14 protein-coding genes are annotated in these 16,132 nt (G+C 62.2%); 11 read left to right on the top strand and 3 right to left on the bottom strand.

Annotated features, from left to right (window positions below; translation table 11 throughout):
* The first annotated feature begins 110 nt into the window (after nucleotides 1-110).
* The 9 genes from ACFOKF_RS13090 (at nucleotide 111) to lpdA (ending at nucleotide 10,671) form a co-directional block, all read left to right on the top strand.
* On the top strand, nucleotides 111-899 hold the full coding sequence (locus tag ACFOKF_RS13090; RefSeq protein ID WP_380796130.1) for a succinate dehydrogenase iron-sulfur subunit: 789 nt from the start codon (nucleotides 111-113) through the stop codon (nucleotides 897-899).
* 1 nt (nucleotide 900) lies between these two features.
* Complete coding sequence (locus ACFOKF_RS13085; protein ID WP_380796129.1) at nucleotides 901-1,362, top strand: PaaI family thioesterase; 462 nt, start codon at nucleotides 901-903, stop codon at nucleotides 1,360-1,362.
* Nucleotides 1,359-2,471 carry a cell division protein ZapE gene (zapE, locus tag ACFOKF_RS13080; protein WP_380796128.1) on the top strand — a complete coding sequence of 371 codons (1,113 nt, stop codon included), beginning with the start codon at nucleotides 1,359-1,361 and terminating at the stop codon, nucleotides 2,469-2,471. The genes ACFOKF_RS13085 and zapE overlap by 4 nt, the downstream gene beginning before the upstream one ends.
* A gap of 320 nt (nucleotides 2,472-2,791) precedes the next feature.
* Entirely contained in the window at nucleotides 2,792-3,754 is a 963-nt protein-coding gene (gene mdh / locus ACFOKF_RS13075) for a malate dehydrogenase (RefSeq protein WP_380796127.1), read from the top strand.
* Nucleotides 3,755-3,853: 99 nt separating this feature from the next.
* Nucleotides 3,854-4,738 (top strand): succinate--CoA ligase subunit alpha, encoded by an 885-nt coding sequence (sucD, locus tag ACFOKF_RS13070; protein ID WP_380796126.1) that lies wholly within the window; start codon nucleotides 3,854-3,856, stop codon nucleotides 4,736-4,738.
* An 89-nt stretch (nucleotides 4,739-4,827) separates the two neighbouring features.
* Complete coding sequence (locus ACFOKF_RS13065; protein ID WP_380796125.1) at nucleotides 4,828-7,623, top strand: 2-oxoglutarate dehydrogenase E1 component; 2,796 nt, start codon at nucleotides 4,828-4,830, stop codon at nucleotides 7,621-7,623.
* Nucleotides 7,624-7,631: 8 nt separating this feature from the next.
* Complete coding sequence (gene odhB / locus ACFOKF_RS13060; protein ID WP_298396102.1) at nucleotides 7,632-8,882, top strand: 2-oxoglutarate dehydrogenase complex dihydrolipoyllysine-residue succinyltransferase; 1,251 nt, start codon at nucleotides 7,632-7,634, stop codon at nucleotides 8,880-8,882.
* 72 nt (nucleotides 8,883-8,954) lie between these two features.
* On the top strand, nucleotides 8,955-9,221 hold the full coding sequence (locus ACFOKF_RS13055) for a GIY-YIG nuclease family protein (RefSeq protein ID WP_380797800.1): 267 nt from the start codon (nucleotides 8,955-8,957) through the stop codon (nucleotides 9,219-9,221).
* Between the two features lie 49 nt (nucleotides 9,222-9,270).
* Nucleotides 9,271-10,671 (top strand): dihydrolipoyl dehydrogenase, encoded by a 1,401-nt coding sequence (lpdA, locus tag ACFOKF_RS13050; RefSeq protein ID WP_380796124.1) that lies wholly within the window; start codon nucleotides 9,271-9,273, stop codon nucleotides 10,669-10,671.
* A 420-nt stretch (nucleotides 10,672-11,091) separates the two neighbouring features.
* Here lpdA and ACFOKF_RS13045 read toward each other — a convergent pair whose 3' ends face one another.
* Complete coding sequence (locus ACFOKF_RS13045) at nucleotides 11,092-12,705, bottom strand: GNAT family N-acetyltransferase (RefSeq protein ID WP_380797798.1); 1,614 nt, start codon at nucleotides 12,703-12,705, stop codon at nucleotides 11,092-11,094.
* Nucleotides 12,706-12,801: 96 nt separating this feature from the next.
* Entirely contained in the window at nucleotides 12,802-14,025 is a 1,224-nt protein-coding gene (locus ACFOKF_RS13040; RefSeq protein WP_380796123.1) for an NADP-dependent isocitrate dehydrogenase, read from the bottom strand.
* 160 nt (nucleotides 14,026-14,185) lie between these two features.
* Here ACFOKF_RS13040 and ACFOKF_RS13035 point away from each other — a divergent pair, with 160 nt between their 5' ends.
* Together ACFOKF_RS13035 and ACFOKF_RS13030 are read left to right on the top strand one after the other, a co-directional pair.
* Entirely contained in the window at nucleotides 14,186-14,920 is a 735-nt protein-coding gene (locus tag ACFOKF_RS13035; RefSeq protein WP_298396091.1) for a phosphatidylserine decarboxylase, read from the top strand.
* Between the two features lie 88 nt (nucleotides 14,921-15,008).
* Complete coding sequence (locus ACFOKF_RS13030; protein WP_298396143.1) at nucleotides 15,009-15,737, top strand: CDP-alcohol phosphatidyltransferase family protein; 729 nt, start codon at nucleotides 15,009-15,011, stop codon at nucleotides 15,735-15,737.
* Between the two features lie 75 nt (nucleotides 15,738-15,812).
* Here the strand turns inward: ACFOKF_RS13030 and ACFOKF_RS13025 are convergent, their stop codons facing one another.
* A complete protein-coding gene (locus ACFOKF_RS13025; protein ID WP_380796122.1) occupies nucleotides 15,813-16,040 on the bottom strand; it encodes a hypothetical protein in 228 nt (75 codons plus the stop codon).
* Nucleotides 16,041-16,132: the final 92 nt, after the last annotated feature.

Genomic DNA, 16,132 nt, shown 5'->3' with positions numbered 1-16,132 from the left:
TGCAACAAGGACTTGAGGGCAGAAACATGGTCCTCAACGCTGGACCTTTGCAGATTTTTCGTTATGCGGACCCCCAACTGATAGACATCGACGAAGAGGCGCGACGAGCGATGGCCGAATTTGCTTTGCCCAAGAACAGCAAGATCAACGGCAAGGGCGTAACCCACAGGGCGCCCGAGGGCGCAACCAACGTCCGCAACTTCAAGGTCTATCGCTACGATCCCGACTCCGGTCAGAACCCGCGTTACGACACGTTTGAGATCGATCTCGACAAGTGCGGCCCGATGGTTCTGGACGCGCTGCTGAAGATCAAAAATGAATATGATCCGTCGCTGACGTTCCGCCGGTCGTGCCGTGAAGGCATTTGCGGCAGCTGTTCGATGAACATGAACGGCCGCAACGGTCTGGCCTGCACCACCGCGATTGACGAATGCGCCGGCAAGGACGTGCAGATCACGCCGCTGCCGCACATGGACGTCATCAAGGATCTGGTGCCCGACTTCACCCACTTCTACGCGCAGTACAACAGCATCAAGCCCTGGCTGCAAACCGTCAGCCCGGCGCCCAGCGGCAAGGAGCGGCTCCAGTCGCCCGCCGACCGCGAGAAGCTGGACGGCCTGTATGAGTGCATCCTCTGCGCCTGCTGTTCGACCAGTTGTCCCAGCTATTGGTGGAACAGCGACAAGTTCCTGGGGCCGGCGATCCTGCTCCAGGCCTATCGCTGGCTGGCCGACAGCCGCGACGAATATACCGGCGAGCGCCTCGATGAGCTGGAAGATCCGTTCCGCCTCTATCGCTGCCACACCATCATGAACTGCGCGAATGTCTGCCCCAAGGGTCTTTCGCCGGCCAAGGCGATCGCCGAAACCAAGAAGATGATGGTCGAACGGCAGCTGTAAGTTGACGAGCGACGGCGTTGCGGGCGGGAAACCGCTGACCGAAGGGAAATGGGCGGGCTGGGCCGCATGGTCCGACCCGCATCCCGATACATTTCTGCAAGCCATCGGCCGGGGCTATATGCGCGCGGAGAGCGCAACGAAGGCGCTGGTGGGTCTGGAAACACGCTCCGGCCATCGCAACCGACTCGACACGCTGCATGGCGGCTTTCTGGCCGCCTTTGCCGACCATGCCTATTTTGGCGGCCTATGGGCGATGGGCCATATCGAGCAGATGAACGGCGTCACCATCGACCTGTCCATGCAATATCTCGGTTCCGGCAAGGTCGGGCCGGACCTGTTCGCCGAAGTCGAATTGCTGCGGGAAACCGGGCGGCTGATGTTTCTTCGGAGTCTGATCACGCAGGAGGGGCAGCCGGTTGCCGCATCGACCGCCACGCTGCGCAAGGTGCCCGCGCCGAAATGACCCATGTGATTGCCCGCTATGATACGCTGGTGCAGGCCGGCGAATTGCGGCCCGATGCGGACCAGCGGGCGGCGGCCGAGCGACTCGACCGGCTGCAACAGGAGCTGGAGGCGGCGCCGGCGCGCGGATCGACGCTCTGGAAGCTGTTGCGTAAAGCGCCGGAACCGCCGCGCGGCCTCTATATGTGGGGCGGAGTCGGGCGCGGAAAATCGATGCTGATGGACCTGTTCTTCGATACGGTGCAGGTCCAGCGCAAGAAGCGCGCGCATTTCCATGAATTTATGCTGGACGTGCATGCGCGCCTGGCCGAAGCGCGCAAGTCGGAGACGGGCGATCCGATCCCGCCGGTGGTCGAGTCGCTGGCCGAGGAAGCGCGGCTGCTCTGCTTCGACGAGATGGTCGTCAATAATATGGCGGACGCGGCGATCATGTCGCGCCTGTTCACCGGCTTGCTGGAAAAGCGGGTGACGATCGTCACCACATCCAACCGCGAACCGGACGAACTCTACAAGAACGGTCTCAACCGTCAGCTCTTTCTGCCCTTCATCGACCTCATCAAGGCGAAGCTGGATGTAATGACGCTGAACGGTCCGGTCGATTATCGCCGCGACCGTCTGGGCGACTCGAAATTATGGCATGTGCCCAATGGCCCGGAGGCGACCAGGGCGCTGTCCGAGGCATTCTTCCGCCTGACCGATTTTTCGGTCGAGGACCGGGCCAAGGTGCCATCGGAGGAGATTGTCGTGCAGGGCGGGCGCACCATGCATGTGCCCAAGAGCCTGAAGGGCGTGGCCGTCTTCTCGTTCAAGCGACTCTGTGCCGAGGCGCGGGGCGCGCCGGACTATCTGGCGATCGCGCGCAAATATCATACGGTGATCATCGTCGGCATCCCCGTGCTGGGGCCGGAGAAGCGCAATGAGGCGGCGCGTTTCGTGACGCTGATCGACTCGCTGTACGAATATAAGGTCAAGCTGCTGGCGTCGGCCGATGCAGAGCCGATGCGCCTCTATCCCGAGGGCGACGGGGCGTTCGAGTTCGAGCGCACGGTGTCGCGTCTGATGGAAATGCAGTCGGACGACTATCTGGCATTGGGCCACGGCCCCAAATAAGCCCTTTATTGCAAACGGTTCATCGCCGGGCGGAATCTGTCCGTCCGATGTTGCGCGCGTCGTTCATCTGAACGCAATTTTCTTCGTGGAAACAGGCCGGGTGCTTTCGATCACGAAAGCACCCGGCAGGATACCTCTGCAGGGAAGGCTGCGAACCAGGGTAGGAGTTCGCAGCGACAGGGTGTAAAACCACCTTAATGCAATTGCGAACGAATTGCAAAGATAATTTGCATATCAAGGATTTCGGCGTTGAAACCCCGGTCCGAAGGGCGTAGGCGGGCCAGCAATTCCAGTAGTTATGACTTGGAGGATGATTGCATATGGCCCGTAACAAGATCGCGCTCATCGGCGCTGGCAATATCGGCGGCACGCTCGCGCATCTCGCGGCTCTCAAGGGACTGGGTGACATCGTTCTGTTCGACGTCGTAGAAGGCGTTCCGCAGGGCAAGGCGCTCGACCTGTCGCAGTGCGCTTCGGTGGAAGGCTTCGACGCCAAGATCACCGGTTCAAACGACTATGCCGACATTGCAGGCGCCGACGTGATCATCGTCACCGCCGGTGTCGCCCGCAAGCCGGGCATGAGCCGCGACGACCTGCTGGGCATCAACCTCAAGGTCATGAAGGCCGTGGGCGAGGGCATTGCCGCCAACGCGCCCGACGCCTTCGTCATCTGCATCACCAACCCGCTCGACGCGATGGTGTGGGCGCTGCGCGAATTTTCGGGCCTGCCCGCGAACAAGGTCGTCGGCATGGCCGGCGTGCTGGACAGCTCGCGCTTCAATCACTTCCTTGCGGAAGAATTCAACGTGTCGGCCAAGGACGTCACCAGCTTCGTTCTGGGCGGCCATGGCGACACGATGGTTCCGGTCATCGAATATTCGACCGTTGCCGGCATCCCCGTTCCCGACCTGATCAAGCAGGGCCGTTCGACGCAGGAGCGCATCGACGCCATCGTCAAGCGCACCCGTTCGGGCGGCGGCGAGATCGTCGCGCTGCTCAAGACCGGTTCGGCCTTCTATGCGCCCGCCACCAGCGCGATCGCCATGGCTGAAGCCTATCTGGGCGACAAGAAGCGCCTGCTGCCCTGCGCCGCCAACCTGACCGGCGAATATGGCATCGACAATCTCTATGTCGGCGTGCCGGTCATCATCGGCAAGGGCGGTGTCGAGCAGGTCATCGAGATCGACCTGAACGACGAAGCCAAGGCGAACCTTCAGGTGTCGGTCGACGCCGTCAAGGAATTGCTGGAAGCGTGCAAGGGCATCGATCCCTCGCTCGCCTGAGCCAACAAGCTTGCACCGGTCCGTCCCAGGTAAGTGCGCAGCCTGGGGCGGGCCGCTTTCGACCCAAGTGCCACGTCCACAGAAGAAAAAGGGACACCTATGTCCATTCTGGTGAACAAGAACACCAAGGTCATCACTCAGGGCATGACCGGTGCCACCGGCACCTTCCACACTGAACAGGCTCTGGCCTACGGCACCCAGATGGTTGCCGGCGTGACCCCCGGCAAGGGCGGCTCGACCCATATCGGCCTGCCGATGTACGACACCGTCGCGGAAGCCAAGTCGAAGACCGGCGCCGACGCTTCGGTTATCTATGTTCCGCCGCCGTTCGCGGCCGATTCGATCCTGGAAGCGATTGATGCCGAAATCCCGCTGATCGTCGCGATCACCGAAGGCATTCCGGTTCTGGACATGGTGCGGGTGAAGCGCGCTTTGTCGGGTTCGAAGTCGCGCCTGATCGGCCCGAACTGCCCCGGCGTCCTGACGCCCGGCGAATGCAAGATCGGCATCATGCCCGGTTCGATCTTCTCCAAGGGCAGCGTCGGCGTCGTGTCGCGTTCCGGCACCCTGACCTATGAAGCCGTGTTCCAGACCACCAATGCGGGCCTAGGCCAGACCACGGCCGTCGGCATCGGCGGCGACCCGGTCAACGGCACCAACTTCATCGACGTGCTGGAACTGTTCCTGGCCGACGACGCGACCGAATCGATCATCATGATCGGTGAAATCGGCGGCGACGCGGAAGAACAGGCTGCCCAGTTCCTGATCGACGAAGCCAAGAAGGGCCGCAAGAAGCCGATGGCTGGCTTCATTGCCGGTCGCACGGCGCCTCCGGGCCGCCGCATGGGCCATGCCGGCGCGATCGTGTCGGGCGGCAAGGGCGATGCGGAAAGCAAGATCGCAGCGATGGAAGCGGCCGGCATCAAGGTTGCTGCCAGCCCGTCCGAGCTGGGTTCGACGCTGGTCGAAGTGCTGAAGGGCTAATCAGCCCCTATATATAGGGCGGCCGGGCTGCACCCCGGCCGCTATTTTCCCGCTCCGCGACTGCACGCGGCTGGGATGGGACAAGGGTAATGGGTTACGAGAACCAGGAATTCGAGATAGAGCGCGGCCCAAGCTGGCAGCGTGACAACTGGCCGCTGAGCGACACCGACGATCTGACCGGGGCGATGGACCCCACCCAGATGCAGGTTGCCGTGAAGGCCGCCGCCAAGGCTGTCGGCAAGGCCGTGTCGGATGCCGACGCCGTTGCTGCGGCAGATGACGCCATTCGCGTGCAGATGTTGATCCGCACCTATCGCGTGCGTGGCCATCTGGCCGCAAATCTCGATCCGCTGGGCCTGTCCAAGCGTGACCTGCCGGCGGACCTTACGCCCGAATATCACGGCCTGACCGACCTCAACAAGAAGGTCTATCTGGGCGGTTCGCTGGGTCTGCAATATGCGACCGTGGCGGAAATCGTGTCGATCCTGCGCGCCAATTATTGCGGCAATGTCGGCCTTGAGTACATGCACATCGCCGACGTGGAGGAGCGCCGCTTCCTTCAGGAGCGTCTGGAAGGCAAGGATAAGGAAATTCACTTCACGCCCGAGGGCAAGAAGGCGATCCTGGCCAAGGTCATCCAGGGCGAGCAATATGAGAAGTTCCTGGGCCGCAAATATGTCGGGACCAAGCGCTTCGGCCTCGACGGTGGCGAGTCCATGATCCCCGCGCTGGAAGCGGTCATCAAATATGGTGGCCAGTCCGGCGTGCGCGAGATCGTGTTCGGCATGGCCCATCGTGGCCGCCTGAACGTGCTGGCCAATGTGATGGCCAAGGGCTTCCGCGTCATTTTCCATGAGTTTTCGGGCGGCACCGCCAACCCCGAAGACGTGGGTGGCTCGGGCGACGTGAAGTATCATCTGGGTACGTCGACCGACCGCGAGTTCGACGGCATCAAGGTCCATATGTCGCTGGTGCCCAACCCGTCGCATCTGGAAACGGTCGATCCGGTCGTTCTGGGCAAGGTTCGCGCGCAGCAGACCTTCCGTGACGATCTGGGCAAGCATGACCAGGTTCTGCCGGTGCTGATCCACGGCGACGCTGCCTTTGCGGGGCAGGGCATCGTGTGGGAATGCCTCGGCTTCTCCGGCGTGCCCGGTTACAATACCGGCGGCTGCGTCCACTTCATCATCAACAACCAGATCGGCTTCACCACCAGCCCGCAATTCTCGCGCGGTTCGCCCTATCCGTCGGACGTGGCGAAGGGTGTTCAGGCGCCGATCCTGCACGTCAATGGCGATGATCCCGAAGCCGTGACCTTCGCGACGAAGCTGGCGATGGAATATCGCCAGACCTTCCATCGCGACGTCGTGGTCGACATGTGGTGCTATCGCCGCTTCGGCCATAATGAAGGCGATGAGCCGGGCTTCACCCAGCCGCTGATGTACAAGGAAATCCGCCAGCATCCGCCGGTCAGCGAAGTCTATGCTTCGCGCCTGAAGACGCAGGGCGTGGTCGACGATGCGTTTGTCGCCGGTGCGACCGACGAATTCGTCGCCCATCTGGAAGACGAGTTCGAAGCGGCCAAGAGCTACAAGTCGAACAAGGCGGACTGGTTCGCCGGTCGCTGGTCGGGTCTGCACAAGCCCGCCGACGCGGAAACCGCGCGCCAGAGCGTGGATTCGGCGATCAGCACCAAGCTGTTCGACAGCCTGGGCAAGACGCTGACCACCGTTCCCGAAGGCCATAATGTCCACAAGACGCTGAAGCGCGTGCTGGATGCCAAGGCCGAGATGTTCAAGTCCGGCGAGAATTTCGACTGGGCGACCGGTGAGGCGCTGGCCTTCGGTTCGCTGCTGTCGGAAGGCTATGGCGTTCGCCTGTCGGGTCAGGACTCGGGTCGCGGCACCTTCAGCCAGCGTCACGCGGTCTGGACCGATCAGGACAGCGAAAAGAAATATATCCCGCTGTCGACCGTGCCGCATGGCCGGTTCGAGGTGCTGGATAGCCCGCTGTCCGAATATGGCGTGCTGGGCTATGAATATGGCTATGCTCTGGCCGATCCGAAGAGCCTGGTGATTTGGGAAGCGCAGTTCGGCGATTTCGCCAACGGTGCGCAGATCATCTTCGACCAGTATATCGCGTCGTCGGAAACCAAGTGGCTGCGTTCCAACGGCCTCGTTTGCCTGTTGCCGCATGGCTATGAAGGGCAGGGTCCGGAACATAGCTCGGCCCGTCTGGAACGCTATCTCCAGCTCTGCGCGGAAGGCAATATCCAGGTCGCGAACATCACGACCCCGGCCAATTACTTCCATGCGCTGCGTCGTCAGATGCTGCGTCCGTTCCGCAAGCCGCTGATCATCATGGCCCCCAAGTCGCTGCTGCGGCACAAGGGCGCGGTGAGCAAGGCCGAGGATTTCCAGGGCGAAACCCAGTTCAAGCGCATCCTGTCCGATCCGAACGGTTCGGCCGACAAGGACACCAAGCGTTTGGTTCTGTGTTCCGGCAAGGTCTTCTACGACCTGATGGATGCCCGCGACGCCGCCGGCGACAAGGACGTCCAGATCGTTCGCATGGAACAGATTTATCCGTTCGCGACCGACGCACTGGCCAAGCGCATAGAGCGCATGACCAATCTGGAAGACGTCGTCTGGTGTCAGGAAGAGCCGCGCAACAATGGCGCCTGGTTCTTCGTGGAACCCTATATCGAGGAAGCTCTGGCCAAGGCTGGCAAGGCGCCGATGCGCGCCCGTTATGCCGGTCGCAAGGCGTCCGCTTCGCCCGCTACGGGTCTGGCGTCGCGCCATGTGTCCGAACAGGGCGCCCTCGTCGCCGATGCGCTGGGTCACAGCGTTCGTGAAGAAATCCGTCGCCAGAAGAAAGGCTGATCAAGCTCATGGCTACCGAAGTTAAAGTCCCTACTCTGGGCGAATCCGTTACCGAAGCAACCGTGGGCCAGTGGCTCAAGAAGCCCGGTGAAGCCGTCAAGGTCGACGAGCCGATCGTCAGCCTCGAAACCGACAAGGTCGCAGTCGATGTGCCTTCGACCGTCGCCGGCGTGATGGGCGACATCATCGCCAAGGAAGGTGACACGGTCGAAGTCGGCGCGCTGCTGGCTTATGTGAATGAAGGCGGCGCTGCCGCCGCTGCTCCGGCGCCCGCCGCCGCTGCTCCCGCCGCCAAGGCGGAAGCGGCTGCCCCGGCGCCCGCTGCATCGGCTCCGGCCGCTGCGGACGACGAAGATGGCGGCAACCTGACCCTGTCGCCGGCGGTCCGCCGTCTGGTGCTGGAACATGGCCTTGACCCCAGCAAGATCAAGGGCACCGGCAAGGACGGCCGCCTGACCAAGGACGACGTCACCGCCGCTGTCGCCGCTGGTACGGCCAAGGCTGCTGCCGGCGCGGTTGCTGCTGCGCCTGCTGCTGACGCCCCGGCCGCTGGTCCCAGCCGCAAGCAGGAGCGGGTCAAGATGACCCGTCTGCGCCAGACCGTCGCCAAGCGTCTGAAGGAAGCGCAGAACAATGCCGCGCTGCTGACGACCTATAACGACGTCGACATGACCAATGTCATCGAAGCGCGCGCCAAGTATAAGGATCTGTTCGAGAAGAAGCATGGCGTCCGTCTGGGCTTCATGGGCTTCTTCACCAAGGCCGTCTGCATGGCGCTCCGCGACATTCCGGGCGTCAATGCGCAGATCGAAGGCGACGAGATCGTCTATAACGACTTCGCCGACATCTCGGTCGCCGTTTCGGCCCCGACCGGCCTTGTCGTTCCGGTCATCCGCAACGCGGAAAGCCTGAGCGTCGCCGACATTGAAAAGACCATCGGCGGCTTCGGCAAGAAGGCCAAGGAAGGCAAGCTGACGATGGAAGATATGAAGGGCGGCACCTTCACCATCTCCAATGGCGGCGTGTTCGGTTCGCTGCTGTCCAGCCCGATCATCAACCCGCCCCAGTCGGCGGTTCTGGGCCTGCACCGCATCGAGGAACGGCCGGTTGTCCGCAACGGTCAGATCGTGGCCCGTCCGATGATGTATCTGGCGCTGAGCTACGATCACCGTCTGATCGACGGTCGCGAAGCGGTGACCTTCCTCGTCGCGGTCAAGAACGCGATCGAAGATCCGACCCGCCTGCTGATCGACCTGTAAGCCAGTCCAACGTGCTCCTGCGAAAGCAGGAGCCCAGGGCGGAGAAGTGCAACGAAAGCGGGATATGTCTATCTGATGGCCAACAGTCGCAATGGCACCCTCTATCTGGGTGTCACCAGCGATCTGGCCGTCAGGGCATATCAGCACCGAAACGCTTTGGTGGATGGCTTTACGAAAGAGCATGGCTGCACCATGTTGGTGTGGTTTGAAGCATATGATGATCTGCAGGAAGCGCGGCGACGCGAATTGCAGATGAAGAAATGGAAACGCGCCTGGAAGATCGCGTTGATCGAACAGGAAAATCCGCGGTGGCGGGATTTGTTCGAGACGCTGTTCTGACGACGCCCTGGGTTCCTGCGTTCGCAGGAACACGAGAATGAGGTGAGAGATGGCAGATTTCGATTATGACGTCCTGGTAATCGGCGCTGGCCCCGGCGGCTATGTCGCCGCGATCCGCGCGGCGCAGCTTGGCCTCAAGACCGCCTGCGCCGAAAGCCGCGAAACGCTGGGCGGCACCTGCCTCAATGTGGGCTGCATTCCGTCCAAGGCGCTGCTGCATGCGTCGGAACTGTATGACGAGGCCGCCAATGGCGCGCTCGCCAAGCTGGGCGTCAAGATCGACAAGATGTCGCTCGACCTGCCCACCCTGCAGGGCCAGCGCGTCGACGCGGTCAAGGGCCTGACCGGCGGCATCGAATATCTGTTCAAGAAGAACAAGGTGACGTGGCTGAAGGGCCTGGCGACCTTCACCGGCGCGAACACCGTCGAAGTGAATGGCGAAAAGGTGACGGCGAAGAATATCGTCATCGCCACCGGTTCGTCGGTCGCGCCGCTTCCGGGCGTGGCGGTCGACAATGCAGGCGGCAAGATCGTCGATTCGACCGGCGCGCTGGAACTGGACAAGGTTCCCGATCATCTGGTCGTCGTCGGTGGCGGCGTGATCGGTCTGGAACTGGGTTCGGTCTGGAAGCGCTTGGGCGCCAAGGTGACCGTGGTCGAATATCTCGACCAGATCCTGCCCGGCATGGACGGCGAAGTCCGCAAGGAAGCCAACAAGATCTTCAAGAAGCAGGGCTTCGAATATAAGCTCGGCACGAAGGTGACGGGCGCCGAAGTCGGCAAGAAGGGCGTGACCCTGACGGTTGAACCGGCTGCTGGTGGCGACGCTGAAAAGATCGAGGCCGACGTTGTTCTGGTGTCGATCGGCCGCCGTCCCAACACCGAAGGTCTGGGCCTCGACAAGATCGGTCTGGAACTGAATGCCCGTGGTCAGATCGAAACCGATCATGAGTTCGGCACGAAGGTTCCGGGCGTCTGGGCGATCGGGGATGTCATCCCCGGCCCGATGCTGGCGCACAAGGCCGAGGACGAAGGCATTGCCGTCGCGGAAAATATCGCGGGCCTGACCGGCATCGTGAACCATGACGTGATCCCCTCGGTCGTCTACACCAAGCCGGAAATCGCCGGCGTGGGCTTGACCGAGGAAGCCGCCAAGGAGCGTGGCGCGATCAAGGTCGGCAAGTTCCCGATGCTGGCGAACAGCCGCGCGAAGACCAATCACGAGCCGGATGGCTTCGTGAAGATCATCGCCGACGCCGAAACCGACAAGGTGCTGGGCGTGTGGATCATCGCCACCGTCGCCGGCACGATGATCGCGCAGGCGGCGCAGGCCATGGAATTCGGCGCGTCGAGCGAAGACATCGCCTACACCTGCCACGCGCACCCGACGCACAGCGAAGCGATCAAGGAAGCGGCCATGGCCGTGCGCGGCAAGCCGATCCACATGTGATCGACTGCCTGATCGCAGGATAAGGGAAGGGGCCTCCGCGATGCGGGGGCCTTTTTCTTTTGGGATAGAGGGCAGGGTCGGGCGGGGTGCTGTGGCTGTTGTCGATCATCGGCGAAAACTCCCTAACTTCTCGCGTGTCGCATATGGAAAGTCAGGCCATAGCCGTGTGCGGGCGTGTAGGACAGGAAGGGGGGATGCCGGGTCAGGTCCCCGGCATGATGATGGAAAATGGCGGGTGACGGCCAAAGGCAGACATAATTAGCCCCTCCCTTTCAAGGGAGGGGGTGGGATGGGTGCGAGCGCAGCGAGCTTACAATCTATCGGTGTAAAGCGTCGCTGACGCGACGCTTTACACCCCAACCCCTCCCCTGAAGGGGAGGGGCTTATGGCAGGAAACCACCCAAAGCCGTCCTGCCAAATTTACCCACCACCCGGCGAATTATGCCCGCCGGCTGGCACGGGGCCGCCGCTCGGCGCGTGGCCGTGGTCGGGGTTATTGTCCCAGTCGATATGATAGAGGTCGAAACGGCGATCGCGCAGGTTGCGGACGGTGCCTTCGGCGCGCGCCCAGCTGAGGTCGGCTAGGTTGACGTCCGCCATCGTCAGCGTTTCGACATTTTCGGTCGATTCCGCCGCGATGCCGTCGCGGGCGAAGGGCAGGTCGCACGGCGTCAGGATCGCGCTCTGGGCATATTGGATGTCCATATTGTCGACATTGGGCAGATTGCCGACATTGCCTGACATGACGACATAGCATTGATTCTCGATCGCGCGGGCCTGCGCGCAATAGCGCACGCGCATGTAACCAAGGCGGGAGTCGGTGCAGAAGGGGACGAAGATGATGCGCGCGCCCTGATCGACCAGTCGCCGCGCCAGTTCGGGAAATTCGCTGTCGTAGCAGATGAGGACGCCGATCGGCCCGCAATCGGTCTGGATCACGTCGAGGGCGTCGCCGCCCTTGATGTTCCACCAGAAGGCTTCGTTGGGGGTCGGGTGAATCTTTTCCTGCGTATGGACCGATCCGTCGCGCAGCGCGACATAGGCGATGTTCTGAATATCGCCATCGTCGGCGCGGGTCGGGTGCGATCCGCCGATGATGTTGATATTATATTCCAGCGCCATCCGCGTCAGTTCCTTCGTCAGGCGCGGGGTGTAGCCGGTCAGCTTGTCGATCGCCTCCATGGGGTTGAGCTTCTTCGTTTCGAACGAGAGCAGGGGCAGGGTGAAAAGTTCCGGGAAAACGATGAAGTCGGAGCGATAGTCGGCCGCGACATCGACGAAATATTCGATGTTGCGGATGAATTCGTCGAAATCCTGCACCGCGCGCGCCTGTAGCTGGCAGGTGGCGAGGCGGACGCTTTCCACGCCGCGCGGGACGCGCATCTCGGGTGCTTCGTCGGGGTTTACATAGGGGTTGCGCCAGACGAGGTGGGCGGCGTGGCCGTCCGATTGCTTGTCTTCGGGCAAATAATTTTCCAGCACGCCCAGCGGTTCGAACTGGTTCTTGAGCTGGAAGCTGATCACCTGATCGCGCAGCTTGCCGGTGACGACCTTTTCCAGATAGTCCGCCGGGCTGCCGGCGCGGCGCTTGGCACGGGCATAGCCGGGCATGCGACCGGCGATGACGATGCCGTGCAGGTCCAGTTCCTCGGCCAGTTCCTTGCGCTCGTCATAGAGGCGCTGGCCGATGCGCAGGCCCCGCAACTTGGGATCGACCGCCATTTCATAGCCATAGAGCCATTCGCCTGCCGCGCTGTGCCGCGTGCCGAAGCCGTTGGCGGTGATTTCTTCCCAGTCATGATAGGAAAAGGCCATGGTCTTGCTGACGCGCATGGTGGCGCAATAGCCGACCACCTTGGCGTCATAGAGGGCGACGAAGCAGCCGCCGGGGAAATTGTTGATCTGCCCGCGGATGGTGGCGAGCGAATAATTGGGCATGCCGGGATAGGCGCGGGCGATGAGCCGCTGAATGCCGCGTGCGTCGGTCGGCACCGCGGCGCGGACCTCCAGACGTTTTTTGGCGGTGGTGGTCAAGGTCATTCTCCCGATCATTGCGGCCATAGAAAAAGGCGGCGCCGGGATGCGGCGCCGCCTCGTTCCGTTATCGTACTGAAACCGTAAGGGGAGGGATCAGTTCCACTTGCCCATTTCGGTTTCGAGGTTGACGCGGATCGCTTCGAAGAACTGCTCCGTGGTCATCCACGACTGTTCCGGGCCGATCAGCAGGGCCAGATCCTTGGTCATCGCGCCGCTTTCGACGGTCTGGATGCAGACCTTTTCCAGCGTCTCGGCGAACTTCACCACTTCGGGCGTTTCGTCGAACTTGCCGCGGAACTTGAGGCCGCCGGTCCAGGCGAAGATCGAGGCGATCGGGTTGGTCGAGGTCGCCTTGCCCTGCTGGTGCTGGCGATAATGGCGGGTGACGGTGCCGTGGGCGGCTTCCGCTTCGACGGTCTTGCCGTCGGGCGAGAGCAGGACCGAGGTCATCAGGCCCAGCGAACCGAAGCCCTGCGCCACCTGATCCGACTGGACGTCGCCGTCATAATTCTTGCAGGCCCAGACGAATTCGCCGCTCCACTTGAGCGCCGAGGCGACCATGTCGTCGATCAGGCGATGTTCGTAGACGATGCCGGTGTCCTTGAACTTTTCGGCGAAGCCTTCGGTTTCGAACACTTCCTGGAACAGATCCTTGAAGCGGCCATCATAGGCCTTCAGGATGGTGTTCTTGGTCGACAGATAGACCGGCCACTTGAGGTTGAGGCCATAGTTGAACGAGGCGCGGGCGAAATCACGGATCGAATCGTCCAGATTGTACATCGCCATGGCGACGCCCGAACCGGGGAAGTCGAACACTTCGCGGTCGATGGTTTCGCCATTTTCGCCTTCGAAGACCAGGCGCAGCTTGCCGGCGCCGGGCACCTTGAAGTCGGTCGCGCGATACTGGTCGCCGAACGCATGACGGCCAACCACGATGGGCTTGGTCCAGCCCGGGATCAGGCGCGGCACGTTGGAAATGACGATCGGTTCGCGGAAGACGACGCCGCCCAGAATGTTGCGAATGGTGCCATTGGGCGACTTCCACATCGACTTGAGGTTGAATTCCTCAACGCGGGCTTCGTCCGGGGTGATGGTGGCGCACTTCACGCCAACGCCATATTCCTTGATCGCATTTGCGGAATCGATCGTGATCTGGTCGTTGGTTTCGTCGCGCTTTTCGACGCTGAGGTCGTAATATTTGAGGTCAATGTCGAGATAGGGGAGAATGAGGCGCTCACGGATCCATTCCCAGATGATCCGGGTCATTTCGTCGCCGTCGATCTCCACGACGGGGTTTTTCACCTTGATCTTCGCCATAGCGCCTATTCGCCTTCTTTCTCTTGGGTGGAATATGGGGACGCCCTAGGCAAAGCGGCGGCAATGTTCAACCGTCAAGCCCCATGAATCTGCCTTGTGCGGAGCCATGCGCCGGATCGGTCGTTGTCAGCGCAACAGTCTCTGCCTAAAGACGGTGCCCATGGAAAATGACGAGATCACGATCGCCGCGGGCGGCAATATCAAATGGCGCTTCCCTTCGGTTCACCCGGAGGGGATGAAGTTCGGCCTGATCGCCGCCGCAATCACCGGCATCCTGTTCCTTTTGGGATGGGAAATTGTCGGCTGGCTGATGGTCATGGTGACGATCTGGGTGTTCGCCTTCTTCCGCGATCCGGTGCGCGCGGTGCCGCAGGATGAAGGCGCGATCATCGCCCCGGCCGATGGCCTGGTGACGCTGATCCAGCGCGTGCCGCCGCCGCGCGAAATGGCGGGCGCCAACGGCCTTGGCGATCAGCCGCTGATCCGCGTGTCCATTTTCATGAGCGTGTTCGACGTTCACATCAACCGCACGCCGATCGGCGGAACGGTGAAGTCGGTCGTCTATATTTCGGGCAAGTTCCTCAATGCCGATCTGGACAAGGCGAGCGAAGATAATGAGCGCCAGCATATCCTGGTGGAGCGCCATGACGGGCTGCGCGTGGGCTTTACCCAGATCGCCGGCCTGGTGGCGCGGCGCATCGTGCCGTTCGTCAAGCCCGGGGACATGGTCGCGGCCGGGCAGCGCATCGGCCTGATCCGCTTTGGCAGCCGGGTCGACGTCTATCTGCCCGCCGGCACTGCGCCGCGCGTGATCCTGGGCCAGCGCACCGTCGCTGGTGAGACGATCCTGGGCCAGATCGGCGATCGTCGCGTGGTGGCGGGCATTCAGCAGTGATGACCATAATCGCGCGCATGGAGCATCAGGCATGAGCCGGCAGCGGCGCGCCGTCCCGCGCGGGATGCGCCGGGGCATCACTCTGCGCATGCTGGCGCCCAATGCGGTGACGGCGATGGCGCTGTGCTTCGGCCTGACGGGGGTGCGCTATGGCATTTCGGGCGAATGGGAGCGGGCGGTGCTGTCCATCCTGTTCGCGGGCGTGCTGGATGGATTGGACGGGCGGATAGCGCGTCTGCTGCGCGGCGAAAGCCGTTTCGGCGCGGAACTGGATTCGCTGTCCGATTCGATTGCTTTCGGCGTGGCGCCGGCGTTGATCCTCTATCTCTGGTCGTTGCACGCCATGCCGAAATTCGGCTGGATCTTCGCGCTTGCCCATGCGCTGTCCTGCGCGCTGCGTCTGGCGCGCTTCAACGCGGCGATCGACGCCGATGAACAGCCGCATAAATCGGCCGGCTTCCTGACCGGCGTACCTGCGCCGGCAGGGGCGGGGCTGGCCTTTGTTCCGCTGTATTTGTGGCTGGTGACAGGCGAGGAGTTTTTCCGCGCCTGGTATGTGGTCGCACCCTGGACGGCGTTCAGCGCCTTCCTGATGATTTCGAACATTGCGACCTATAGCTGGTCGGCGCTGCGGCTGCGCAAGCGCATCCGGCTGGAGGCGATTGCGGTCGCGGGCCTGATGGCGGCGTTGCTGGTGACGGACCCCTGGCTGACGCTGCTGATCCTGTGCGCGGGCTATATCGCGCTCCTGCCCTTTGGCATCCTGTCCTATGCCAAGGTGAAGCGGCAGCGCGAGGCGGCAGCAGTTCAGGGATAAGTCGCCTTATCATCTCCCGACCGTTGGGAGTGGGGCGGCAGAGGCCGGCGCAGCGCCTTTTGCCTCCAGAAACAATCAGGCGGCGGCAGCGCGGGTGGGCAGGGGATGGCTCACCTTGCGCAGGCCATGCGTCACCCGAGGGCGGCTGACGCGGATATGATAGACTTGCGGGGTCTGTGGGATCGGCTGGAACAGCAGGGCGGCCACCATCTTGTCATGATAGGCGGCGAACATCCACGCCATGGTGCCGATCGCCAGCAGGAAAGCGCCGGAAAACAGGGTTGCAGCAACAAGAGTGAACATCGTCGATCACTTTCTGTCTTGCCATTTGCACGGCATGGCTCACTATGACGGTTTGAACGGCTTTTGACCGCATTTGTTCCGCCTGTTCCCTT

The sequence above is a fragment of the Sphingobium rhizovicinum genome (assembly GCF_042647625.1).
GTDB lineage: Bacteria > Pseudomonadota > Alphaproteobacteria > Sphingomonadales > Sphingomonadaceae > Sphingobium > Sphingobium rhizovicinum.
The sequence above is the reverse complement of the archived record's forward strand: the minus strand, read 5'-3'. Positions and strand labels throughout refer to the sequence as shown.